Consider the following 25,044-nt stretch of genomic DNA (forward strand, 5'->3'; position numbering starts at 1 on the left):
CAACCCGCAGTGCAGCAAAGAAAAGGCCCGCGCGAAGGCGGGCCCATTCAGGTGGGCCACGACCGTGGGTCGTGGCGGAGCGTCAGAAGCGTGCCGACCAACGGTCGGCACCCACCCCCAACAGTGGGCACCCCCCAATGGTCGGCACCCACCGTTCCCGGGTTGCTCAGAACTTCCAGCGCAGGCTGGCCGCCACGAAGCGCGGTTCGCCGTAGTTGTTGTAGTCCAGGTTGGCCCAGTAGGTCTTGTCCAGCGCGTTGCGCACGCTCAGCGTCGCCGTCCAGTTGTCGCTGATGCGGTAGTTGGCGTTGAACTGCACCAGCGCATACGCCGGCTGGTTCACCGTCACCGTGGTGCCCACACCCACCGGGTAGGGGATGTTGTAGCCCTGCACCTTGCTCTGCCACTGCACGCCACCGCCGATGCTCAGGCGTTCCAGCGCGCCGCGCAGCTGCAGCTGGGTGTTGAGCTGCAGCAGGTTTTCGGCCGGATTGGCGTACAGCAGGTCGGTGGCCGCGCGGGTCACCTTGACGTGGGTATAGCCGGCATTGACCGTCCAGCCCGGCAGGATCTCGCCGTTGACGTCCACTTCCCAGCCGCGCGCCTTGGTGCCGTTGACGCCGATGTAGGCCGAGCTGCCGTCGCTCAACGAGCCTTCCGGCACGCTCATGTCACGCACCGCGTAGTTGTCCTGCTTGGCTTCGAACACCGCCGCGTTGGCGGTCAAACGGCCGTCGAACCACTGCGTCTTCAGGCCCGCTTCCAGGTTGGAGCCCTGCACCGGCGCCAGCAGGTTCTCGTTGCGGTCCTTGTAGTTCTGCGGGTTGAAGATCTCGGTGTAGCTGGCATAGGCCGCCACGTTCGGGGTGATGTCGTACACCAGGCCCACGTACGGGGTGATTTCATCGCTCACCTTGTACGCGCCGCTGGTGGCGGTGTAAGCGCCGGCCGCGTTGTAGGCGCGGGTCTGGGTCTGCCAGCGGCTCAGGCGTGCGCCGGCGATCAGCGCCAGCGGATCGGCCAGGCGCAGGCGGGTGGCCAGGTAGAAGCCGCTCTGCGTGGTCTTGGCCACGCGGCGTGCGCCGGTCAGGGTGTAGGTCACTTCGGAGATGTCGCCATCCCAGGTGTGCACGTTGGGAATGTAGTAGCAGCGCTCGCTGCCGCAACGAGCCCAGTCACGCGGGTAGTTCAGCGCAAGGGTGTTGGTGGTGCCTTCCAGGTCGGCCCACTGCGCGCCCACGGTCACGTCGTGCTGCTGGCCCCACAGGTTGAAGGTGCCGGTCAGGTAGGCGTCGACGTTGCGGCGGGTGTCTTCCGAATCGCCGGCGGCGGTGCGCAGGTAGATGCCCGCGCCGGTCATCGGGTCGGGATTGCCGGTGCCGTACAGGCGCATGTTCTGCACGTTGCCACGCGTGTAGGCGGTGTTGATCTTCAGCAGCCAGTTGTCACCGAAGCGCTGCTCCAGGTTGGCGAACACCGTGCTGGTCTCGCGCTGCCAGTAGCTCCACTTCGGTGCAAGGTTGGTCGAGCGCGGCAGATGGGCGAAGTTGCCCTGGCTGTCGAAGAACGGCACGGTGCCCCAGGTCGAGCCCACCGGGTTGTTGTCCTGGGTCTGGTAGCCGACGGTCACCGTGGTGCTGTCGGTCACATCGCCTTCCAGCACGGCCATGCCGGCCATCTTGTTCTCTTTGTAGCGGTCGTAATAGAAATCACGATCGGTGTAGGCGGCGACCACGCGGCTGCGGAAGCGGCCGTCGGCGGTCAGTGGTGCGGTCACGTCCGCTTCCATGCGGCGGTAGTCCCAGCTGCCGGCACTGACCGAGAACGAAGCGTCGAACTCCTTGCCCGGGCGCTTGCGCAGCAGGTTCACCGTGGCCGACGGCACACCCGCGCCGCTGAGCAGGCCGTTGGCGCCGCGGATCACTTCCACCCGGTCATAGAAGGCGGTGTCGTATTCCTGGTTGGTCGAGCCGCTGTAGGTCGGAATGCCATCCACCTGGAAATCGGTGATGGCAAAACCACGCGCGTAGTACAGCGGGCGCTGGGTGTCATAGAAGGACACGCTGACGCCGGTGACATTGCGCATCACGTCGTTGAGGCTGAACAACGATTCGTCCTGCAGGCGCTGCAGGCCGATCACCGTCGACGACTGCGGTGTTTCCTGCAGGGTGATCGGCAGGCGGGTGGTGCTCGATGGTGGCGCGGACTGCTCGGCGCGCACGCTCACCCGGTCCAGGGTCTTGGCATCGGAGGCGTCGGCAGCGACCTCGGCCAATGCCGACGGCGCAGCCAGGGTGAGGCAGGACAGCAGGGCGGCGGGCAGCAGCGCACGGCGGGGCAGGCGGCTGGGGAAAATCTGGGTCATGGCGGGCTCGAAGCGTAGAGGCGGGGAAGGGGCGGCAACAGTCGTCCAGCACCCGGGGCGGCGGCTTCGGGCACGTCAGGTCCATCTGGAGGGGCGCGGTCACTGCGCAGGACGCAAATGTAAATAATTCTTAACAACATTACAATTCGCGTCATTGCGCAGGGGCTTTCAGGCGCGCAGCAAGCGTCAGGGCGGAATCGGATCCCGTTGCCGCAGGCACTGGGCCCTGACCCTGCGAGGGGTCTCCCGGAACGGGTCAGAGCCCTCCCGTGCGGGAGGGATCCGCCCCGTCGCCGCCCGCAAACGCAGACGGCCACCCGAAGGTGGCCGTCTGCAGGCATCCGCCAAGCGCAGGCTTACAGCGCCTGCAGCTCTTCGTTGGCGTTGCGCTTTTCCTTGGCCGGGGCCGGCGCGGCCGTCGGTGCCAGTGCTGGCGTCGTACCTGCTTCCACCGGAACCTCCAGGTAGGGCAGGTGCAGGGTCTGGCTGGTCAACGTGCGGATCTCGTTGGTCAGCGCGGCACTTTCGTTGAGCTTGCGGCCGTACGAGGGAACGATCTCGCGCAGGCGGGCTTCCCAACCGGCCTTCATCTGTTCCGGGAAGGCCTTGGCCATCAGGTCCAGCATGATCGGCGGCGAGGTCGAAGCGCCCGGCGAGGCACCCAGCAGCGCAGCGAGGGTGTGGTCCTTGTCGGTCACGATCTCGGTACCGAACTGCAGCACCGCGCCCTTCAACGGATCACGCTTGATGATCTGCACGCGCTGGCCGGCGGTGACCAGCTTCCAGTCGCCCGGCTTGGCATTGGGGAAGTACTTGACCAGTTCGGCCTGGCGATCGGCATCGTTCAGGCGCGCCTGGCCCATCAGGTACTGCACCAGGTCCAGGTTGTCCTTGCCCACTTCCAGCATCGGGCCTACGTTGTTGTGGTTGACCGACGAATACAGGTCCCACCACGAGCCGTGCTTGAGGAACTTGGTGCTGTACAGCGCGAACGGCCCGAACAGGACCACCGGCTTGCCATCCAGCTTGCGCGCATCCAGGTGCGGCACCGACATCGGCGGCGAACCGGTCTCGGCCATGCCATAGGCCTTCACGCCGTGGCGCGAGGTCACGTCCTGGCCCTGGAAGGCGAGGAACTGGCCGCCCACCGGGAAGCCGGCGTAGTCCTTCGATTCCGGGATGCCCGACATCTGCAGCAGCTTCAGCGCCGCGCCACCGGCACCGATGAACACGAAGCGGGCGTGGGTGGTCGATTCGGTGCCGGCCTTGAGGTCCTTCACCGTCACGTTCCAGCTCTTGTCCGCGTTCTGCCGCAACGCGCTGACCTCGTGGTTGAGGTGCAGGCCGAAGTTCGGGCTGTGCTGCAGGCCGGCGGTCAGCTGGCGGGTGATGACGCCGAAGTTGACGTCGGTGCCCAGCGGCATCCACGTTGCGGCAACCTTCTGCTTCGGGTCGCGGCCTTCCATCAGCAGCGGTGCCCACTGCTTGATCTGCGCCGGGTCCTCGGAGTACTGCATGCCGTAGAACAGCGGGTTCTTCACCAGCGCCTGCTGGCGCTTGTGCAGGTAGGCGATGTTGTCATCGCCCCAGACGAAGCTCATGTGCGGGGTCGGGTTGATGAAGTCGCTGGGCTGGCTCAGCCGCCCTTCCTTCACCTGGTGCGACCAGAACTGGCGCGAGACTTCGAACGATTCGGCGATGCCGACCGCGCGCTTGGTCTCGATGCTGCCATCGGGCAGTTCCGGGGTGTAGTTCAGTTCGGCGAATGCCGAGTGGCCGGTGCCGGCGTTGTTCCAGCCGTCCGAGCTTTCACCGGCGACGCCGTCGAGGCGCTCGTAGACCTGGATGTTCCAGTCCGGCTGCAGTTCCTGCAGGTAGGTGGCCAGGGTGATGCTCATGATGCCGGCGCCGACCAGCACGACATCGACGGGCTTGTCGTTGTTCGCGGCGGGCACCGAGCGCTGGGTCAGCGGCCAGTACAGGAACAGCGCGGCCACCAGCAACAGCAGCACGAGCAGGGCGAGCAGGGCCTTGCCAAATTTCTTCATGGGGGCGGGATCGTTGGCGGGGAAGGGGGTCAGGATGCGCAAGAAACAGGGAAAGAGCGTGAAGAAACAACGCCTTGCAGCATTCCTGTGGCAATTTTAACCGCTTCCGGTCCGATTTTGATGCAACGCAGCATCCGACGGCTTGCGGCACCCTCACCCGGTAGCGCCGGGCCACGCCCGGCGATGCCCTCGATCACGCCAGCTCAAGGATCTCGTCACCGGCCTCATCGATCTCGCCGGTCGCCTTCCAGCCCAGGTGCCGGTAGAAGCCATGGGAACGCGAGCGCGGGTCGGCCGAGCAGGCCAGGAACAGGCGGCTGTGGCCGGCATCGCGGCTCAGGCTGACCACGTCCTGCAGCAGTTGCCGGCCGATGCCACGGTTCTCGAATTCCGGCAGCAGCGCCAGCACCAGCACCTCGCCGCTTTCGCGGTCGGCAAAGCAGTAACCGGCCATCCGTTGGCCCTCCCAGGCGACGCGGCCAATCGAATCGCCATCGGCGATACCTGCGGCCCAGCTTTCTGCGGTGATGCCCAGCTCGGCCAGTTGCGCTGCACTGAAGGCGTTCTCGCGGGTACGCCCGCGCAGGTCGATGCAGGCGGCGGCGTCATCGGGACGGGCATTGCGGTAGTGGATCGTCATCTGGGAAACCTGCGGTCGAATGGAACCGGGCGATTGTGGCCGACGCCTATGGAGATTGGATGGAGACCGGCGGCGCTCCTCACTCACTGCCGATGGTGAAGTACTCCGCCGCGAAGTAGCCCAGTTGATAGGCCAGCGTCGCTGCGGCCAGCCCCAGTTGCGCGCGTGTACTGCGCAGATGCCAGCCCAGCGCGGCGACGATGAGCATCAGCACCGTATGCAGGGGGTAGGCCTCGCCCAGCAGCCGCCATCGGCTTCCCCCTTTGATCGCGGTATCCACAAGATCCAGAAGGGTCAATATCGCGACCACCCCGAAGATCCAGCGTCGACGCTGCATCAGATAGTTGCCGTAACTTCCGTACTCGCGCAGGTCTTCGGGAAACAGCAGCGCGCACAGCAGGAACCAGGTCGCGCAGTAGGTGATCACGAACAGATAGATTTCAAACGTCCAGCGGTGTACTTCAACCAGGCGGAATTCCCACCACCAGAAGGTCACCAGCGATACCAGCGTCCACACCACCCAGCACAGGTGCAGCGCCGAACAGCCACGCCGCTGCGGGTGTTCGATGATCTGCGCCAGCCCCTTCAGCAGGGTGGTGATGGACAGGCCGAGGATGATCCCCATCACCACGCGGATATGCAGGAATACCGGTTCGGTTTCCATCGGTCAGCCCCCTCGTCGGTTGCACCGATGCTTGCATGAAAAGGGGGCGGAGGGGATCAAGGCGTTTGTAGCACAAGCGACTTGATCCTCTCCGTCCCCTCTTCAGCGCCTGCGCTGCACCAGTGCCGAGGCGGCGTCCAGCACTGCCCGGGTCAGCAGGGCCATCGTCTGCACGTCGCCTTTCCAGTGCTGCCAGTACAGCGGCACGTCTTCCCACGCGCGCTGCCGCACGTAGACCAGGCGCCCGGCGTCCAGATGGCGCTTGACCAGCGGCAACGGGTTCATCGTCCAGCCCAGCCCGCCCAGATTGGCCTGCACGAAGGCGCGGGTGGAAGGAATCCACCACGTCGGCGCGGTGCCGGGCAGGTCGGCGCCGGCCATGCGCCGGGCAAAGCGCGACTGCATGTCGTCCTTGCGGTTGAACACCAGCACCGGTGCCTGCGCCAGCGCCTGTGCGGTCACGCCCTTGGCGAAGTGCTGCTCGCGGAACTCCGGCGTACAGGTGGCGGCGTAGCGGATGCTGCCCAGCGCGTGGATCTGGCAGCCCTGCACCGGCTCGTCCAGGGTGGTCACTGCCCCCAGCACGGTGCCCTGGCGCAGCAGTTCGACGGTGTGGTCCTGGTCCTCCACCCGCAGGTCCAGGGTGGTGCCGGTGCCCTGCGCGAACTGCTGGGCGGCCTGTGGGAACCAGGTCTCCAGGCTGTCGTGGTTCACCGCTACGGGGATGCTGGCCTGCGGCAGGTCCTCGTCGGCCAGACCCATCCGGTGCAGCGCGTCGTGCTCCAGCAGGGCGGTCTGCTCGGCCAGCTGCACCAGCAACTGGCCCTCGGCAGTCGCGGTCGCAGGCGTGCCGCGCTTGACCAGCAGGCGGCCGATGCGGTCTTCCAGTGCCTTGACCCGCTGCGAGATGGCCGAGGGGGTGACGTTGAGCGACTGCGCGGCACGGTCGAAGCTGCCTTCGCGGATCACCGCAGCCAGGGCCCGCAGCTGGGCATGGTCGATGCGCATGGCGATTAAGTTCCGCTAATGTTGGTTTAGTAAGTTTAGCTCGTCTTTTCTATGTTGCGGCGCGACAATGGCGCCCGTTCCGGTGCTGTCCGCCTTCGCGAGGCACCGCTCCCCCCAAGCAAGACAAGGTAGTGAATCCCATGTTCTCGGTCATCTCCGCCAGCACCGGCCTTGGTGCCTGGTTCAGTGGTGCGGCTACCGGCATCGGCCTGTTTGCCGTGGTCGGCGCCCAGAGCGCCTTCATCCTGCGCCAGGGCATCCTGCGCAAGCACATCGTGCCGGTGGTCGCCACCTGCGCGGCCATCGATGCAATCTTCATCTTCGCCAGCGTGGCCGGCCTGCGCACGCTCACCACCGCGCTGCCGTGGCTGACCACCGCCGTCCTCTGGACCGGTGTGGCCTTCTTGGCCTGGTATGCGATGAAGTCGGCACGCCGTGCGATCGCCGGTGGCGGTGGCATGGGCGAAGCCGACAGCGATGACGGCAGCCGTCGTGCGGTGCTGATGGCGGCAGTCGGCTTCTCGCTGATCAATCCGCACTTCTGGCTGGACATGATGGTGATCGGCTCCATCGCCGAGAACTTCGGCAATGCGCGCATGGCCTTCGCGGCCGGCGTGGTCACCGCCAGCTGCCTGTGGCTGACCGCGCAGGGCCTGGGCGCGCGCCTGCTGGCGCCGCTGTTCACCAAACCCAGCACCTGGCGCGTGCTGGACGGCACCATCGCGGTGATCCTCAGCATCTTGGCCCTCACTCTGGCGGTGCGCGGGGTCCATTGACCCGGCGCACGCCCCCCGAACCCACGTCCTTACTCTCTCTCCAAGGTAGTGGCAACGACGGCACCGGCAACGGTGCCGTCGTTTTTTCTGCCCACTGGCGGCACGCCCGCTTGCCTGCCTAGAATCGAGACTGCGGGCAGGGAGTCCGTTCTCAGGGGGAAGGATGCGCAGGATTGTGCTTGCCGCGCTGCTGTGCGCGGTGGTGGGCGGGACGTCGGCGGGTACCGGCGGGGTGGACCTGGACCGCTACCTGCGGCAGGAAGCATTCGCCGACATCAAGATTTCGCCGGGTGGCGAGTACGTGGCTGCCACGGTTCCGATCGAGGCGGGTACGGCGCTGGCGATCTACCGGATCGCCGACATGAAGCTGGTCGGCACCTTCCGCCCACCCCGCAACAACCACGCCCATACCTTCGACTGGGTAAGCAATGAACGCCTGCTGGTGGGCATGGCGCAGAAGCTGGGTGTGCTGGATCGACCAGCGCCCACCGGCGAGCTGTTCGGCATCAACGCCAACGGCAAGGGGGGAGAACTGCTGGTCGGCTACCGCACCGCTGAAACCGGACTGGGCACCAACATCAAGGTCAAGCCTGCGGGAATGGTGGCGGCTTTCCTCACCGATGAGTTGAAGGACGACGATCGCAACGTGCTGGTGGCGGTCACTCCGTTCACCGACAACGCGGCCACCCAGATCGAACGCATGGACGTGAGCACCGGTCGCCGCAACGCGGTCGCGCGCGCGCCGATCGCGCAGGCCGCCTTCACTACCGATGCCCGGGGCGAAGTGCGCTTCGCTTACGGCGTCGGACCTGACCAGAAAAAGAAGCTGTATTACCGGGCCGGTGCCAGCAGCGAATGGATACTGCTGCACGATGAGGCCTTGAACCCGCGCAACGAAGCGGCCATCGGCTTCTCGGCCGACGGCCGCCTGGCCTATCTGCAGGTGGAGCAGGCAGAAGGCCCCGACGTGATCGTCAGCTGGGACCCGCAGAGCAACGAGCGGCGAACGGTTCTGCGTGATGAGCTCGCCGACCCTGCACGCATCATCCACCGCCCCGGTACGCAGGTGCCGGTAGGCGCGCTGTTCATGGGCACTACCCCACGCACGCGCTTCTTCGATGAGACCTCGGAGGATGCGCGGCTTTATCGCAGCCTGGAAACCGCGCTGGGTGCTCCGGTATACATCACCTCCAGCACCCGCGACGGCAGCACTGTCCTGGTGGAATCCTGGTCGGGCCGCAATCCGGGTGATTTCTACCTGTATGACACGCTGGGCAAGCGCGCCCGGCACCTGATCAGCCGCAGCGACTGGATCGACCCGGCGCAGAGTGCCGACGTACGCGCCATCACCTTGCAGGCCCGCGACGGCCGCCCCCTGCATGGATTCCTTACCGTGCCACCGGGGGTGCCGATGCGCGCGCTACCGATGGTGGTGGTGCCGCATGGCGGTCCGATCGGGGTCCTGGACGATGGCACGTACTCCACCGAGACGCAGATGCTGGCGGCCGCCGGCTATGCCGTGCTGCAGGTGAATTTCCGTGGCTCGGCCGGTTACGGGCGCGCACATGCGCAGGCTGCGCGCAAACAGTGGGGCGCGGCGATGCAGGATGATGTGACCGATGCCACGCGCTGGGCCATCGAGCAGGGAATTGCAGACCGTGAACGCATCTGCATCTATGGGGCCAGCTACGGCGCCTATGCGGCGCTGATGGGGACGGTGCGAGAGCCGGGTCTTTACCGTTGTGCGGCAGGTTACGTTGGCATCTACGACCTGCCCTTGATGTATGCGCGCGGGGATATCCAGAGTGACGAATCCGGGTTGATCTACCTGCGCGAGTGGTTGGGACGGCCCAAGGATCTTGTCGAACGCTCGCCGGTCAACCTGGCCGCGCAGGTTGGCGTGCCGGTGCTGCTGGCCGCCGGCCGCGAAGACCAGCGCGCACCGGTGGTGCATACCGAGCGGATGGAGGCGGCATTGAAGCAGGCCGGAACGCCTGTGCAGGCGCTGTACTACAAGAACGAAGGGCATGGGCTGTACAACCTGGCCAACCAGCGCGACTACTACGGCCACCTGCTGGCGTTCCTGTCGCGCAGCCTGGGCGGAGCAACGGCGCAGGTGACGGCCACTGGCAATGCAGAGAAGGCGCCCTGAGTCCGGCGATGGCGGCCTCGCCACTGGCGGAGCCATCGCCGGCCTGCCTAGAATCGGCGAATCTGGACAGGGTGTCCGGGCAGGGAGGGGGAAGGATGCGCAGGACTGTACTTGCCGCGCTGTTGTGCGCGGCGGTGGGCGGGACGTCGGCGGGTACCGGCGGGGTGGACCTGGAGAAGTACCTGAAACCGGAGTCGTTTTCGAACGTCAAGCTCTCGCCCGGCGGCGACTACGTTGCCGGCACCGTACCGCTGGACGATTCCACCGCGCTGGTCATCCTGCGCACGTCCGACCGCAAGCCTGCCGGCGTGTTCCGCCCGCAGGACAAGAACCACGCCAACACCTTTGAATGGGTGAGCAACGAGCGCCTGCTGGTCGGCCTGGCCGAGAAGCTTGGAGTACTCGATACGCCGCAGCCCACCGGTGAACTGTACGGGGTCAACGTCGATGGCAAGGGCGGGGAACTGCTGGTCGGCTACCGCGTGCAGGGGCGCGGGTTGGGTACGCGCATCCAGCCGAAGAAGGTGGAGGACGTCGCGGCCTTCCTCACCGACGAACTGGCGGGCGACGACCGCAATGTGCTGATCGCGGTATGGCCCTTCGCCGAGGACCCCTACACCCGGGTCGAGCGGCTTGACGTGGTCAGTGGGCGTCGCGTGCGCGTTTCCGGTTCACCCGTGCAGCGTGCCGATTTCACTACCGATCATCAGGGTGAAGTGCGCTTCGCCCACGGCGCAGCGTCGGACAACGTCAACAAGCTCTACTACCGCGCCGGGACCAATGCGCAGTGGTCGCTGGTCAATGACGAGTCGCTGAGCCACCGGATAGAAACCGCAATCGGCTTCTCCGAAGATGGCGCGCTGGCCTATCTGCAGGTCGAGCAGCCCACCGGGCCCGATGCCATCGTCAGCTGGAACCCGCAGACCGGCCAACGGCGCGAGGTGCTGCGCGATGGCGTGGTCGATCCCTACGCGATCATCTTCCGCCCGGGCACCCGCGTGCCGGTGGGCGCGCTGTTTGCCGGCGATGCACCGCGTACGCGGTTCTTCGATGAGAAGGGCGCCGATGCCCGTCAGTACCGCAGCCTTGAGGCGGCGTTCGGCGGCCCGGTGTTCATCACCTCCAGTACCCGCGATGGCGGCAAGGTGGTGGTGCAGACGTGGTCGGGCAGCAATCCCGGGGATTTCTACCTGTTCGACACCCGCGCAAAGGCGGCCGAGCATCTGCTCAGCCGCAGCGAATGGATCGATCCGAAACTGGCCGCCACCGTGCGTCCGTTCTCGCTGAAGGCGCGCGACGGACTGCCGCTGCACGGCTTCCTGACCCTGCCGCCGGGCAGCGAAGGGCGCAATCTGCCGTTGGTGGTGCTGCCGCACGGTGGCCCCATCGGCGTATTCGATGAGGGCAGCTACAGCAACGAGCCGCAGATGCTGGCAGCAGCAGGGTATGCCGTGTTGCAGGTCAACTTCCGTGGTTCGGCCAACTATGGCCGCGCGTTCACCCAGGCGGGTGCGAAGCAGTGGGGCGCGGCCATGCAGGACGATGTGACCGACGCCACCCGCTGGGCCATCGCAGAGGGCATCGCCGACAGCAACCGCATCTGCATCTATGGGGCCAGCTACGGTGCGTATGCCGCGATGATGGGGCCGATCCGCGAACCCGGGCTGTACCAGTGCGCGGCAGGCTACGTCGGTGTGTACGACCTGCCGCTGATGTTCAGTGGTGAGGCACAGTTGAGCGATTCGGCCATGGCCTGGCAGCGCGAATGGGTAGGCGATCCGAAGACCCTGGGAACCCGTTCGCCGGTGAACCTGGCCGCACAGCTGAAAGTGCCGGTGTTCCTGGCCGCTGGCGGCGAAGACACGCGTGCGCCGATCAAGCACACCGAGCGCATGGAAGCAGCGCTGAAGGCGGCCGGCTCACCGGTGGAGAGCCTGTACTACCGCACCGAAGGGCACGGTTTCCACCGGCCTGAGCACCAGCGCGAGTACTACAGCAGGCTGCTGGCCTTCCTGTCACGCAGCCTGGGCGGCAGCACCGCCAGCACCAGCGCGACCGCAGGCGCCGACAAGGCACCGTAAGACAGGCGCGCCGCGCGCTGCGGACCCGGTGCCGGGCAGGGAGATGCCCGGCTTCAAGGAGAACATCATGAAGCATGCAACGGTGCTGGCTGCATTGATGGCCATCTGCGGCGTGGGTGGGGCGGAGGCTGCGGAGGTTCCGCTGGACGGCTACGTGCGCCGCGCGGAGTTCAATGACATCCAGCTCTCGCCCACCGGCGAGTACCTGGCCATGACCTTGCCACTGGACGGCGCAACTGCCGTGGCGGTGCTGCGTACCGACACGATGGAACTGGTCGGCAATTTCCGGCCGCCACGCAACAATCATGCAGCCGAGGTCGACTGGGTGAGTGACACCCGCCTGCTCATCGGCCTGGCCGAGAAATGGGGGCCACTGGACCAGCCACGGCCGACCGGCGAACTGTATGCCATCGATGCCAACGGCAAGCGCGGTGATCTGCTGGTCGGTTACCGTGCGCGCCCGGACGAGCCCGGCTTCGTGACCGGACGGGTGGCCGAGCAGGTCGCTGCATTCCTGGCCGATCCGCTGGCTGCCGACGAGCGCAACGTGTTGATCTCGCTGTGGCCATTTGCCAACGACACCAATACGCGGTTGGAACGGATGGATGTCATCACCGGGCGCCGCGTCCTGGTCTCGCGCTCGCCGGTGCAGCGCGCAACGTTCACCACCGACAATCAAGGTGAACTGCGCTTCGCCCACGGTGCCGCCGCCGACAACGTCAACAAGCTCTACTATCGCCAGGACCGCGATCAGTGGACCCTGGTCAACGACGAAGCCAGCAGCCATCGCATCGAACGCCCGATCGGCTTCTCCGCCGACAACCGGCTGGCCTACCTGGTGGTGGAGCAGGCCCGCGGCCCCGATACGGTGGTCAGCTGGGATCCGGTCAGCGGAGAACGGCGTACGCTGCTGCAGGACGACACCGTCGACCCCACCCGCGTGGTCTACCAGCCCGGCACGCGCGTGCCGGTGGGTATCCAGTTCGTCGGCGCCGTCACGCGCACCGCCTTCTTCGATGAGCAGTCGCCGACCGCCAGCACCCAGCGCAGGCTTGAAAAGGCGTTTCCCGGGCAGGTCGTGAGCCTGCTCACCGGCACCCGCGACAACGCGCGGCTGCTGGTGAAGGTGAGCTCTGCGACCAATCCCGGCGACTATTTCCTGTACACCACCGCCACCCGAAACGCCGCGTTCCTCACCAGCCGCCATCGCTGGTTTGATCGTGACGGCGGTGCCAGCGTTCGCCCGTTCACCCTGGCTGCGCGGGACGGCCTGCCGCTGCATGGCTTCCTTACCCTGCCCAGGGGTAGTGATGGCCACAACCTGCCGATGGTGGTGGTCCCGCATGGTGGCCCGATCGGCGTGTTCGATGACGGTGGTTTCGAGCGGGAGAACCAGTTGCTGGCCGACGCCGGCTACGCGGTGCTGCAGGTCAACTTCCGCGGCTCGGGCAACTACGGCCGTGCACATACCCAGGCCGCTGCCCGGCAATGGGGCCGCGCGATGCAGGACGATGTGACCGACGCCACCCGCTGGGCGATCAGCCAAAGCATCGCCGACAGCGCACGCATCTGCATCTACGGTGCCAGCTACGGTGCGTACTCGGCCATGATGGGCGCTGTGCGCGAGCCGGGGCTGTACCGCTGCGCGGCAGGCTATGTGGGGGTGTACGACCTGCCGTTGATGTTCAAACGCGGCGACATCCAGGATCGCGCCTCCGGCGTGACCTATCTGCAGGAGTGGCTGGGTGATCCGGCCACGCTGGCGGCGGTGTCGCCGGTGAATCTTGCGGCGAGCATCAAGTTGCCCGTGCTGCTGGCCGCTGGTCGCGAAGATCTGCGTGCCCCGGTGCAGCACACCGAACGCATGGAAGCTGCATTGAAGCAGGCCGGCGTGCCCGTGGAAGCGCTGTATTACCCGCGCGAGGGCCATGGCCTGTACGCCGAGGCCAACCAGCGCGACTACTACAGCCGATTGCTTGCCTTCCTGTCACGCAGCCTTGGCGGTAGCACGGCTGCCGCCGCGACGTCTTCCGACAAGGGCAAGGCGCCCTGAAACAGACGCGGCGGCGACCGACGTGGTGGCCGCCGCGGCATCCTGCCGCCGGGCGTTACTTCACCCCATGCATCATCCGCTTCAACAGCGGCGCAGCGATGAAGGCCAGCAACGCGCAGCCCAGGCCGATCCACATCAGCAGCCAGAACAGGTGCGCATAGGCACCGGCCGCAGCGGCCATGTCCAGCGTTTCGCCTTCAGGTACGTCGATCGCCGCCAGCTTGCCGAACAGCGCGGCCAGCGTTTCGGAGAAGGCCGTCGCCAGGAACCAGGTGCCCATCATCAGGCTCATCACCCGTGGCACCGCCAGCTGGGTGACCGCCGACAGGCCGACCGGCGACAGGCACATCTCGCCGCTGGCCAGCAGGAAGTAGGCCAGCACCAGCCACCACACGCTGGCCATCTCGCCGGTGGCACCAACGTGCTGCGCGGCCAGCGCCAGCGGTACGAACGACAACGCACCGATCACCAGGCCCCAGGCCGACTTCACCGGCTTGCCCGGTTCCCAGCCACGGCGGTCCATCCAGGTCCACAACGCGGCGAAGGCCGGCGCCAGCAGCACCAGGAACAGGCCGCCGAGGTAGGTCAGCGAACCGGCGGTCTGCGGAATCACCAGGCAGTCGCGTACCAGCAGCACCAGCATCAGCGCGACGATGGCGATGAAGAACGTACGCGGCGCGGACGAGCCGGGGCGACGCTCGGACAGGCGCGCGCTGACCACGAAGCCCAGCGGTGCCAGCAGCAGCGAGAGGATCGACCACGGAAGCGGTGAACCTTCGCGGATCACCAGCGCCGGCACGATGTCCTTGGTCAGCAGGCGGTCGGTGAAGGTCACCCACGAACCATACGACTGCTCGTACATCGTGAAGAACACCAGCGCCATGAAGATCAGCACCATCAGCGCGACCATCTGCTGGCGCTGCACCGGCGTGCACTGGGTGCCGGTGAACCACGCGAACCAGACCAGCACGCCGCCCAGCACCACCAGCATCAGCATCAGTGCCAGGCTGATTTCACCGCCAAGCGCGAAGGCACCGTTGCCGGCCGCCCACATCAGCCAGGCCACCGGCAGCACGCCGATCACCGCGCACAGGTAGATCAGCCATTCGCGCGGCAGGCCCAGCACCTTCTGCTTCAAGGTCGCCGGTTGCGGCGGCTCGGCGTGGCCCTGCAGGTATTTCTGGCCCCACAGGAACATCGCCAGGCCGGCCAGCATGCCGATGCCGGCCGCACCGAAGCCGTACTTCCAGCCGTAGACCTCGCCCAGGAAACCGCACACCAGCGAAGAGAACAGGGCGCCCAGGTTGATGCCGGCATAGAACAGCGAGAAGCCCGAATCGCGGCGCGGATCGTCCTTCGGGTAGAGCTTGCCGACGATGGTGGAGATGTTCGGCTTGAGGAAGCCGACGCCCATGATGATCAGCGCCAGCGACAGGTAGGTCACGGCCAATGCCGAGGTGTCGCGCACTACTTCGCCATTGACCCGGTATGCGGCGTGGCCCTCGAAGGCCATGCCGAGGTGGCCGAGCACCAGCAGGATGCCGCCGAACAGCACCGCCCGGCGCATGCCCAGCCAGCGGTCGGCCAACATGCCGCCGAACACCGGGATGCAGTACACCAGCCCGCCGTAGGCGCCGAGCAGGTCCAGCCCGGCCTTGTCGCCGAACAGGTGGTACTTGGTGAGGTACAGCAGCAGCAGCGCCTTCATGCCGTAGAAGGAGAAGCGCTCCCACATTTCGGTGAAGAAGCAGACGTAGACGCCCTTGGGATGGCCGAGGAAGTCGTCGGAAGCGATAGCAGTGGAATTCATCGCGGAATTATAGGCGTGCGCTGCAGGCGCGCGCCGGGTAGCGCCGGGCGATGCCCGGCGGTCCTGTGCAACGCCGGGCATGGCCCGGCGCTACCGTTCACAGGTACCGCAACCAGGCCAGGTCGCGTCGGCGCGCCTTGAACCGCGCGAACGCCCGCGTCGGCGGGTACAGCACCACCGCCAGCGCGCAGGCCACCAGCAGCAGGCCGGCCACCGAGTCCAGCGCATACAGGCAACCGTGGGTCGGGCCCCAGGTCTTCAGGGCCGCCAGGTACAGCAGCTTCAGCACGTACAGGTGAAGCAGATAGAAGAACATCGGCGCTGCGCCGATATCGGCCAGCGGGCGCAGCGCACGCGCCAGCGGCGGCCACTCGTACAGCCGCAACAGCAGCAGGCCCACGCCCAGGGTCAGCAGCAGGAACTGCAGCGAGGGCGGGTACTTGGTGATGTTGAACACGCTCATCCACGTGCGCAGCGTGGTCTGCTGGTACTGCCACGGCGTGTCGCCATAGCCGTTGGCGAAGCGCAGCAGGGCGAAGGCGGCCAGTGCGCCCAGCCCGGACCACAGCAGCCGCTGCCGGCGCTGCTGCGGGTCGCTGCCGGCAGCGAACCACGGCGCCATCAGGTAGCCCAGCGCGATCACCCCGATCCACGGCAGCACGGGATAGGAGGTACGCAGGCTCAACGGCCCAGCCTCGATCCAGTCGCGCTGGTGCAGCACCTTCCACAGCACCGCCAGAGCGCCGTCGCCCTGCACCCGTACGCCGTCCAGCAGGTTGTGGCCGACCAGCAGCGTCACCGCCAGAACGGCCAGCAGCGGCCGCGGCAGCCACAGCAGGCCGGCCAGCGCGATCATGCTCAGGCCGATCGCCCAGATCACCTGCAGGTACACCGTCTCCGGCGGCCACTGGAAGGTCCAGGCGACGTTGACCAGGGTCAGTTCCAGCACCACCAGGAACAGGCCGCGCTTGAGCAGGAAAGCCGCAATGGCACGGCGCGGATCGGCATGGCGCTGGCCGTACAGCCAGGCCGACAGGCCGGTCAGCAGCACGAACACCGGCGCGCACAGGTGGGCCAGCAGGCGGCAGGCAAACAGGGCAGGGGACACCGTCGCCGCGTCCATCGGATCGCTGACCTGATGCTGCAGGAAGAACGTCTCGCGCACGTGGTCGAGCAGCATCAGCAGCATCACGGTGCCGCGCAACTGGTCGATGGAGGCCAGCCGGGAGGAGAGAGGGGCCACGGGCGCTCAGGTCAATGGCGTGACAGGATATAACATAACAATAAATTGTTTCCAGCGCGTGCTGTCCGTTGTCGGCGAGCGCGCGCGTCGGCTCAGGGCAGGCAGACCGCAGGACTCCAGCCTAGAGCGTCGTCGTAGCGGACCTGGATCGCGTGCAGGCTGCCGTCGGCGTTCGCCTTCAGGCAGAATCGGGCGCTGTAGAACTGGGTGGCGCCGGTCCTGGTGGCCGACATCGAGACGTCGTACAGGCGTCCAGGCTTCAGCGGCATGGACGTTTGTCTTGCAACGGCGTTGGCTGGTACTTCTCCGTAGAGCACGCAGGCTCCGGGTGGAAGCGGGAGTGACGCGGGATAGACAAACTCGAAAGACCATTGCTGCCGCAGCGGTGGAGTAATCGCGTCATACACCTCCACACCAAACACCTGCGGAGTCTCACCGATACGCTTGCGCTCTTTCTTGGGAAGCCCGAAACAGGGTTTGCCAGCGTGGTCGGTGACCTCGATCGCGCCAACGCGACTCCAGGCAGATGCGTGATCGCAAAGCGGCATCAGGCAGAACAGGGTCGCGATGGCCATGACTGGCGATGTGATCGGGCGGATCCGGAGTGCATTGTTCATAGGGCGGCTCAGCGTCATGCGTCCAGATCGTGAACACGATGCATGGGCAGTTGAGACACTTCAAACTGTGTCGCCTGGAGTGCTGCGGTGGCGGCTGGCCTGGCCCATGCAGGGCAAGGAAACCGCGAGACCCGCTAGCTCCCTGGAATGTGCCTGATGCGCTTGATGCGTTGGCCGAGTTTGGCTAAAAGCGACTATCCCACTGGCCGCCCGACCGCAACCCTCCCGAACCGCACTGGACTTGCTGCCCCCTGAACGCTAGCGTGACAGGGATTTTTTGCCAGCAGGGGCTTTCATGAACCATGACGCTGCGCCCAAGCAGCTCACTTTCCGCGCGGTGGTCCTGGCCATCGTGCTGGCGGTGGTGCTGTCGGCCGCAAACGCCTACCTCGGTCTGTTCGCAGGCCTGACCATCGCCACCGCGATTCCCGCCGCGGTCATTTCCATGGGCGTGCTGCGCCTGCTGGGGGGCGGTTCGATCCTTGAGAACAACATCGTGCAGACCGGCGCTTCGGCCGGTTCGTCGATCGCCGCCGGTGTGATCTTCACCATCCCCGCGCTGGTGATCATGGGCTACTGGCCGGACTTCAAGTACTGGTGGGTGCTGGGCATCGCCGGTCTCGGTGGCCTGCTGGGCGTGCTGTTCTCGGTGCCGCTGCGCCGTTCGATGATCGTCGAAGATCCGCTTCCGTTCCCGGAAGGCAAGGCTGCGGCCGAAGTGCTGAAGGCCGGTGAGAACCCCGGCCCGGGCCTGAAGATCCTCGGCCTGTCGGCGGTGATCGGTGCGTTCGTGAAGCTGGCCGCGGAAAGCGGCATGCGCCTGATCCCAGACGCCTGGGCCACCTCGGCCTATGTCGGCAGCTCCAAGGTCACCGCCTTCATCGGCACCAACCTGTCGCCCGCACTGCTGGGTGTGGGGTACATCGTCGGCCTCAACGTCGGCATCGTGGTGGTGTCCGGCTCGATCCTGACCTGGCACATCGCCATCCCGATCTACCAGGCGTTCTTCATGAACACCGATCCGGCGCTGGCCGCCTCGATCGCCACCGCCTCGTCCACCGAAGCGGCGTTCGCCATCTGGGGCGCGAAGATGCGCTACCTCGGTGTCGGCGCGATGCTGATCGGCGGCATCTGGACCCTGATCTCGCTGCGCAAGTCGCTGCTCAACGGCGTCAAGAGCGGCTTTGCGGCCGCGCGCAAGAGCGGTGGCCCGGTGCTGGCGCACACCGAGCGCGACCTGCCGATGAAGTGGATGCTGGTGGCGCTGGTGGTGTTCACCCTGCCGCTGCTGGCGCTGTACCAGGCCATCGTCGGCCAGTGGCACGTGTCGATCCCGATGACCCTCATCATGATCGTCGCCGGCTTCCTGTTCGTTTCGGTGTCGGCCTACCTGGCCGGCCTGATCGGTTCGTCCAACAACCCGGTCTCGGGCATCACCATTTCCACCATCCTGTTCGCTTCGGCGGTACTGGTGCTGCTGCTGGGCAAGGATGGCCTGCAGCCGGTCGGTGCCTTCGGTGCGCCGCTGGGTGCGGTGGCCGCGATCATGATCGGCGCGGTGGTGTGCTGTGCCGCCGCCGTCGGTGGCGACAACCTGCAGGACCTCAAGGCCGGCTACATCGTCGGTGCCACCCCGTGGAAGCAGCAGCTGATGCTGGGCATCGGCGCGTTCTCGTGCGCGCTGATCATGGCCCCGGTGCTGAACCTGCTGGCCACCGCCTACGGCATCGGCGTCAAGTCCGAGCTGCACCCGAATGCGCTGGCCGCACCGCAGGCCAACCTGATGGCGTCGGTGGCCAAGGGCCTGTTCGGTGGCGAGCTGCCGTGGACCTTCATCGGCATCGGTGCCGTGGTCGGTGCCGCCATCATCGCGTTCGACAGCTGGCTGAAGTCGCGCAACTCGCGTTTCCGCGTGCCGGTGCTGGCCGCGGCGATCGGCATCTACCTGCCGCTGGAACTGATGGTGCCGATCTTCCTCGGTGGCCTGATCTCCTACCTGGTCGAGCGCTTCCACAAGGTGCGCGCCGATGACGAAGAGGGCCGCGACCGCGTGCACAAGCCGGGCGTGCTGTTTGCTGCCGGCCTGATCACCGGTGAGGCGCTGATGGGTATCGCCATCGCCGTGCCGATCGTGGTCAGCAGCCGTGCCGACGTGCTGGCCGTGCCGTTCCACCTGCCGGCCGCGCAGTGGATCGGCCTGGCCGTGCTGTTCCTGGTCGGCTGGCTGATCTACCGCACCGGCAAGCGCGCCGTGGCGTAAGGGATGGGGGAGTGCCGGCCAGCGGCCGGCACTACCGGTGTCCCCAGCAAACCGCGCTACGGCGCGGTTTGCCTTTTCTGGCGGCAGCTCAGCCACGGCCATGACCGATGGCCTTGGCAGGCCCGGCCGCGCAGGCCTACCATCGGTTTTTTGCCGTCCTGCGGAGACCCCGATGAAACTGCGTCATGCCCTGTTGCCACTGAGCCTGCTGGCTGCCCTGCCCAGCGTCGCCGCTGCCCGTGGCCTGGAAGTCCGCGACATGGTGGCCATGGACCGCGTCTCCGCGCCGGTATTGACCGCCGACGGCGGCACCGTGGTGTTCGCCAAGCGCAGCACCGATGCCAACCTCAAGGCCAGCACCGCACTGTTCGCGCGCAACCTGCGCACCCGCGACGCGGCACCACAGAAGCAGATCACGCCGGCTGGCTGGAACGTCAACTCTGCATCGCTGTCGGCCGATGGCCAGACCGTGTACTTCCTCAGCGCCAGGAACGGCAGCCAACAGCTGTACGCACAGCCGATCAGTGGCGGCGCCCCGCGCCAGCTGACCGACTTCCCGGTGGACGTGGACAGCTACCACGTGTCGCCGCAGGACGACCGCGTGCTGTTCAGCGCCGGCGTGTTCCAGGCCTGTGCGTCGGACCTGGCCTGCACCGAAAAGAAGCTGAAGGACGTGGAAGGCGCCAAGGCCAGCGGCAAGGTCTTCGATTCGCTGTTCGTGCGCCACTGGGATACCTGGAACGACGGCCGCCGCAACACCCTGTTCGTCGCGCCGTTGCCGGCGGCCAAGGCCGGTGCGGTCAAGGGCGCTTCGGCGCTGAGCGCGACCATCGACGGCGACGCTCCGTCCAAGCCGTTCGGTGGCAATGACGATTTCGCCTGGTCGCCGGATGGCAGCAGCGTGGTCGCCAGCATCCGCGTGGCCGGCAAGCAGGAGCCGTGGTCGACCAACTTCGACCTGTACCGCTTCGACGCCGCCGGCAAGCAGGCGCCGGTCAACCTGACCGCGTCCAACCCGGCCTGGGATGCCGGCCCGGTGTTCAGCGCCGACGGCAAGACCCTGTTCTACCGCGCGATGAAGCGCCCGGGCTTCGAGGCGGACCGCTTCGGCCTGATGGCGATGGACCTGGCCAGCGGCAAGACGCGCGAGATCGCGCCGCAGTGGGACCGTTCGGCCGGCGGCATCACCCTGTCCGCCGACGGCGCCAGCATCTACACCACCGCCGACGACCTCGGCGAACACCCGCTGTTCCAGATCGACGTGGCCAGCGGCAAGGCCACCAAGCTGATCGGCGATGGTAGCGTCACCGCCGTCGACGTGGCCGGCAACAGCGTGGCCATCACCCGCAACAGCCTGAAGAGCAACGACCAGGTGCTGGTCGGCCTGCTGCCGGCCGCTGGCGAGCCGATCGGCGCGCTGCGCGCACTGACCCCGGCCGCTGGCGAAGTGCTGAAGGATGTGAGCTTCGGCGACTACGAGCAGTTCGAGTTCAAGGGCTGGAACAACGACACCGTGCACGGCTATGTGGTCAAGCCGCACAACTACCAGGAAGGCAAGTCCTACCCGGTTGCGTTCCTGATCCATGGCGGCCCGCAGGGCAGCTTCGGCAATGGCTGGAGCTACCGCTGGAACCCGCAGACGTACGCAGGCCAGGGCTACGCTGTGGTGATGATCGACTTCCACGGCTCCACCGGTTACGGCCAGGCCTTCACCGATGCGATCAGCCAGCACTGGGGTGACCGTCCGCTGGAAGACCTGCAGAAGGGCTGGAGCGCGGCGCTGAAGAAGTACGACTTCCTCAACGGTGACAAGGCCTGCGCACTGGGTGCCAGCTACGGCGGCTTCATGGTCAACTGGATCGCCGGCAACTGGAACAGCCCGTTCAAGTGCCTGGTCAACCATGACGGTGTGTTCGACCAGCGCATGATGGGCTATGCCACCGAAGAACTGTGGTTCACCGAGTGGGAGCAGGGCGGTACCCCGTACCAGAAGGCGGCGAACTACGAGAAGTTCAACCCGGTCAACCACGTGGCTGACTGGAAGAAGCCGATCCTGGTGATCCACGGCCAGCAGGACTTCCGCATTCCGGTCGAGCAGGGCCTGGCTGCCTTCACTGCGGCCCAGCGCCAGGGCATCGAGTCGAAGTTCCTGTACTTCCCGGACGAGAACCACTGGGTGCTGAAGCCGAACAACAGCATCCTCTGGCATGACACCGTCAACGCCTGGCTGAAGCAGCACATCGGCAACTGATGACTGCAGTGCCGCCCTCAGGGGCGGCGCTCTGCTTTCTGGTAGTGCCGGCCGCTGGCCGGCAACCGCTTGCTGCTTCCCACCTGAACGAGATTGCCGGCCAGCGGCCGGCACTACCCAGAGCACCTGCATGATCCAGAACGACATCGTCGTCTTCGGCCTGATCGCCGCCACCCTTGGCGCCGTGTTCTGGACCGCTTCGCGCGAGCAGGGCCTGTGGAAGCGCTTCTATACCTTCGTGCCGGCGCTGCTGCTGTGCTATCTGCTGCCGGGCATCTACAACACGTTCGGCCTGATCGACGGGCAGAACACCAAGCTGTACAACCCGGTCGCGCGTGACATCCTGCTGCCGGCGGCGCTGATCCTGCTGACCTTGGCGGTGGACATCAAGGGCATCCTGCGGCTGGGGCCCAAGCTGGTGCTGATGTACCTGGGCGCCTCGGCCAGCATCATGCTGGGTGCGGTGGTCGCGTTCCTGGTCATGCGTGCCATCCATCCGGACACCGTCGCCGGCGATACCTGGGCCGGCATGGCGGCGCTGGCCGGCAGCTGGATCGGCGGCGGTGCCAACATGCTGGCCATGCGCGAAGTGTTCGATGTCAACGCGACCACGTTCGGCCAGTTCGCGGTGGTCGATGTGGGTGTTGGCTACGTGTGGATGGCGGCGTTGATCTTCATGGCTGGGCGCGCGGCGAAGATCGATGCGCGCAGCGGTGCCGATACCTCCGCCATCGACGAGCTGAAGGAGCGCATCGCACGCTTCCAGGCCGAGCACGAGCGCATTCCCAGCCTGACCGATCTGATGCTGATCGTGGCCGTGGCCTTCGGTGGCGTCGGCCTGGCCCATGCCATCGGCGCGCCGCTGGCGGCCTGGTTCAAGGTCCACGTCAGCTGGGCATCGCAGTTCAGCCTGGATGCGCCGTTCGTGTGGGTGGTGGTGCTGTCGACCACGCTCGGCCTGGGCCTCAGCTTCACCCGTGCACGTACGCTGGAAGGCGCGGGCGCCTCGCGCCTGGGCTCGCTGCTGCTGTACTTCCTGATCGCCTGCATCGGCATGCAGATGGATCTGCTGGCGTTGCTGGATCGCCCGTGGCTGTTCCTGCTCGGCATCATCTGGATCAGCGTGCACATCGTGCTGCTGTGGTGCCTGGGCAAGCTGTTGAAGGTGCCGTTCTTCTACTTCGCCATCGGTTCGCAGTCGAACATCGGCGGCCCGGCCTCGGCACCGGTGGTGGCCGCTGCGTTCCATCCAGCGTTGGCGCCGGTAGGCGTGCTGCTGGGCACGATGGGCTATGCCACCGGCACCTATCTGGCGTATGTGGTCGGCATCACCCTGCGCGCGCTGGCCACGTGACCCACGGTAGCGCCGGGCCATGCCCGGCGAACCGCATCGCGGCGGCAGATGTGCATGCCGCCGGGCATGGCTCGGCGCTACCGACGCGTTACGCCACCGGCAAGCCGCGTTCGATCAGCCACGCCTTTGCGTCTTCGGCGTCCTGTTCAAACCACGCCTTCGTCGACCCCAGTCGATACGTATACCCCCACGCATCCATGTCGGCCATCAGCCGCCCACTGCCGACACCGGGCAGGTGCCCGGCCAGCACGATCTGCAGGTAGCAGGTGGCATCTTCTTCGGGCACCGAATCGGTGGCGTCGGTATGCACCTGCGCGCGCCGCTCCGGCGGCAGCACGATCAGATGGCAGGCCTCGTGCAGCATCGAATGCACCGGCGTGTCATCGCGCACGTAGACGTCGCTGGCGATGATGCCCGCCTCGGGCTCGCCCCAGTAACTGCCCGGGATCGGCTCGCCGGCCGCAACGTGATGCAGCCGCAGCTCATGTGCAGCGAGCAGGCGCTGGGCATCGGCGAAGGCGATGTCGCCGACGCGGGTAACGTTCGGTTCGGGCGTGGTATCAGTCATGCGGGTCAGGCTGCCCCGCCCATGCAGGCACGGGCGGGGCAGGGGGTCAGGGTTTGTCCGGGCCTTCAGGCAGCGCCACGGAGATGTCCAGCACGTCGTGCTGGCCATCCTTGACCAGGTCCACCTTCACTGCATCGACGTCGATGTTGACGTACTTCTTGATCACTTCCAGCAGCTCGCGCTGCAGCAGCGGCAGGTAGTCGGGACCGCCACGGTGGCTGCGCTCCTGCGCGATGATGATCTGCAGGCGGTTCTTGGCGGTTTCGGCGGTGGTCTTCTTCGCTTTGAGGAAATCAAACAGGCCCATGCTTACCCTCCGAACAGCTTGCTGAAGAAGCCCTTCTTCTCGACGTTGGTGAAGCGCATCGGGCGTTCTTCGCCGAGGATGCGTGCGACGGCGTCGTCATAGGCCTGGCCGGCAGCGGATTCGCCATCCAGGATGACCGGCTCGCCCTTGTTGGAGGCATTGAGCACGTCGCCCGATTCGGGGATCACGCCGATCGCCTTCAGGCCAAGGACCTCCTCGACGTCGGCGATGCTGAGCATCTCGCCGCTTTCCACGCGCACCGGGGTGTAGCGGGTCAGCAGCAGGAAGGCCGGCACGTCCTGGCCGGATTCGGCCTTGTGGGTCTTCGAATCGAGCAGGCCGATGATGCGGTCCGAGTCGCGTACCGAGGACACTTCCGGGTTCACCACCACCACGGCGCGGTCGGCGAAGTACATCGCCAGGAAGGCGCCCTTCTCGATGCCGGCCGGGGAGTCGCAGATGATGTAGTCGAAGCCGTCGGCGGCCAGGTCCTTCAGGACCTTGCCCACGCCTTCCTGGGTCAGTGCATCCTTGTCGCGCGTCTGCGAGGCAGCCAGCACGAACAGGTTGTCGAAGCGCTTGTCCTTGATCAGGGCCTGCTTGAGGGTGGCTTCGCCGTGCACGACATTCACGAAGTCGTACACCACGCGGCGTTCGCAGCCCATGATCAGGTCGAGGTTGCGCAGGCCGACGTCGAAGTCGATCACCGCCACCTTCTTGCCACGCCTTGCCAGGCCGCAGGCCAGGCTTGCGCTGGAAGTGGTCTTGCCGACGCCGCCCTTGCCGGAGGTGACTACGATGATTTCAGCCAAAGGACTTCTCCTGATGATTCTGTTTGAGGTGCTGC

Annotated in this window: 18 protein-coding genes; 7 read left to right on the forward strand and 11 right to left on the reverse strand. The window is 66.4% G+C overall.

Translation table 11 applies throughout. From position 1 onward, the window contains the following. Positions 1-166: 166 nt before the first annotated feature. From CR918_RS04010 to CR918_RS04030, 5 genes are all read right to left on the reverse strand, one after another. The gene (locus CR918_RS04010; RefSeq protein ID WP_099842104.1) at positions 167-2,365 is read right to left on the reverse strand and encodes a TonB-dependent siderophore receptor; all 2,199 of its coding nucleotides are present in this window, start codon (positions 2,363-2,365) and stop codon (positions 167-169) included. Between the two features lie 356 nt (positions 2,366-2,721). Then, on the reverse strand, positions 2,722-4,413 hold the full coding sequence (mqo, locus tag CR918_RS04015; protein ID WP_025873893.1) for a malate dehydrogenase (quinone): 1,692 nt from the start codon (positions 4,411-4,413) through the stop codon (positions 2,722-2,724). A gap of 193 nt (positions 4,414-4,606) precedes the next feature. Further along, entirely contained in the window at positions 4,607-5,053 is a 447-nt protein-coding gene (locus CR918_RS04020) for a GNAT family N-acetyltransferase (RefSeq protein ID WP_099842105.1), read from the reverse strand. A gap of 79 nt (positions 5,054-5,132) precedes the next feature. Beyond that, the gene (locus tag CR918_RS04025; RefSeq protein ID WP_025873891.1) at positions 5,133-5,717 is read right to left on the reverse strand and encodes a hypothetical protein; all 585 of its coding nucleotides are present in this window, start codon (positions 5,715-5,717) and stop codon (positions 5,133-5,135) included. Between the two features lie 102 nt (positions 5,718-5,819). After that, positions 5,820-6,725: a LysR family transcriptional regulator ArgP gene (locus tag CR918_RS04030; protein WP_099783218.1), complete on the reverse strand. Its 906-nt coding sequence runs from the start codon at positions 6,723-6,725 to the stop codon at positions 5,820-5,822. Positions 6,726-6,865: 140 nt separating this feature from the next. On the opposite strand from CR918_RS04030, the gene CR918_RS04035 reads away from it, so the two are divergent. The 4 genes from CR918_RS04035 (at position 6,866) to CR918_RS04050 (ending at position 13,787) form a co-directional block, all read left to right on the forward strand. Further along, positions 6,866-7,501, forward strand: a complete 636-nt coding sequence (locus CR918_RS04035; protein WP_025873889.1) for a LysE/ArgO family amino acid transporter — start codon at positions 6,866-6,868, stop codon at positions 7,499-7,501. 163 nt (positions 7,502-7,664) lie between these two features. After that, the gene (locus CR918_RS04040) at positions 7,665-9,653 is read left to right on the forward strand and encodes an alpha/beta hydrolase family protein (RefSeq protein WP_099842106.1); all 1,989 of its coding nucleotides are present in this window, start codon (positions 7,665-7,667) and stop codon (positions 9,651-9,653) included. A 95-nt stretch (positions 9,654-9,748) separates the two neighbouring features. Next, a complete protein-coding gene (locus tag CR918_RS04045) occupies positions 9,749-11,734 on the forward strand; it encodes an alpha/beta hydrolase family protein (RefSeq protein ID WP_099842107.1) in 1,986 nt (661 codons plus the stop codon). Between the two features lie 67 nt (positions 11,735-11,801). Beyond that, positions 11,802-13,787, forward strand: coding sequence for an alpha/beta hydrolase family protein (locus CR918_RS04050; protein WP_099844235.1), 1,986 nt, complete (start codon positions 11,802-11,804; stop codon positions 13,785-13,787). Between the two features lie 55 nt (positions 13,788-13,842). Here CR918_RS04050 and CR918_RS04055 read toward each other — a convergent pair whose 3' ends face one another. The 3 genes from CR918_RS04055 to CR918_RS04065 all read right to left on the reverse strand — a co-directional run bounded on the left by CR918_RS04055 (position 13,843) and on the right by CR918_RS04065 (position 17,475). Further along, complete coding sequence (locus tag CR918_RS04055; protein ID WP_099842108.1) at positions 13,843-15,597, reverse strand: peptide MFS transporter; 1,755 nt, start codon at positions 15,595-15,597, stop codon at positions 13,843-13,845. A 97-nt stretch (positions 15,598-15,694) separates the two neighbouring features. Further along, complete coding sequence (locus CR918_RS04060) at positions 15,695-16,840, reverse strand: acetyltransferase domain-containing protein (protein WP_099842109.1); 1,146 nt, start codon at positions 16,838-16,840, stop codon at positions 15,695-15,697. 92 nt (positions 16,841-16,932) lie between these two features. Continuing rightward, on the reverse strand, positions 16,933-17,475 hold the full coding sequence (locus CR918_RS04065; RefSeq protein WP_243378961.1) for a hypothetical protein: 543 nt from the start codon (positions 17,473-17,475) through the stop codon (positions 16,933-16,935). Positions 17,476-17,752: 277 nt separating this feature from the next. Here CR918_RS04065 and CR918_RS04070 point away from each other — a divergent pair, with 277 nt between their 5' ends. From CR918_RS04070 to CR918_RS04080, 3 genes are all read left to right on the forward strand, one after another. After that, positions 17,753-19,717, forward strand: coding sequence for an OPT family oligopeptide transporter (locus tag CR918_RS04070; RefSeq protein WP_025873881.1), 1,965 nt, complete (start codon positions 17,753-17,755; stop codon positions 19,715-19,717). Positions 19,718-19,889: 172 nt separating this feature from the next. Then, positions 19,890-21,968, forward strand: coding sequence for an alpha/beta hydrolase family protein (locus CR918_RS04075; RefSeq protein ID WP_099842110.1), 2,079 nt, complete (start codon positions 19,890-19,892; stop codon positions 21,966-21,968). Between the two features lie 130 nt (positions 21,969-22,098). Then, positions 22,099-23,322: a DUF819 family protein gene (locus CR918_RS04080; protein WP_080149422.1), complete on the forward strand. Its 1,224-nt coding sequence runs from the start codon at positions 22,099-22,101 to the stop codon at positions 23,320-23,322. Positions 23,323-23,410: 88 nt separating this feature from the next. Here CR918_RS04080 and CR918_RS04085 read toward each other — a convergent pair whose 3' ends face one another. From CR918_RS04085 to minD, 3 genes are read right to left on the reverse strand one after another with little or no spacing between them, the layout of a single operon-like run. Next, on the reverse strand, positions 23,411-23,890 hold the full coding sequence (locus CR918_RS04085) for a hypothetical protein (RefSeq protein ID WP_099842111.1): 480 nt from the start codon (positions 23,888-23,890) through the stop codon (positions 23,411-23,413). A 46-nt stretch (positions 23,891-23,936) separates the two neighbouring features. Further along, the gene (gene minE / locus CR918_RS04090) at positions 23,937-24,197 is read right to left on the reverse strand and encodes a cell division topological specificity factor MinE (RefSeq protein WP_005408532.1); all 261 of its coding nucleotides are present in this window, start codon (positions 24,195-24,197) and stop codon (positions 23,937-23,939) included. A 2-nt stretch (positions 24,198-24,199) separates the two neighbouring features. Next, positions 24,200-25,009, reverse strand: coding sequence for a septum site-determining protein MinD (gene minD, locus CR918_RS04095; protein WP_025873877.1), 810 nt, complete (start codon positions 25,007-25,009; stop codon positions 24,200-24,202). Positions 25,010-25,044: the final 35 nt, after the last annotated feature.

The organism is Stenotrophomonas indicatrix, from assembly GCF_002750975.1.
Taxonomy (GTDB): Bacteria; Pseudomonadota; Gammaproteobacteria; order Xanthomonadales; family Xanthomonadaceae; genus Stenotrophomonas; species Stenotrophomonas indicatrix.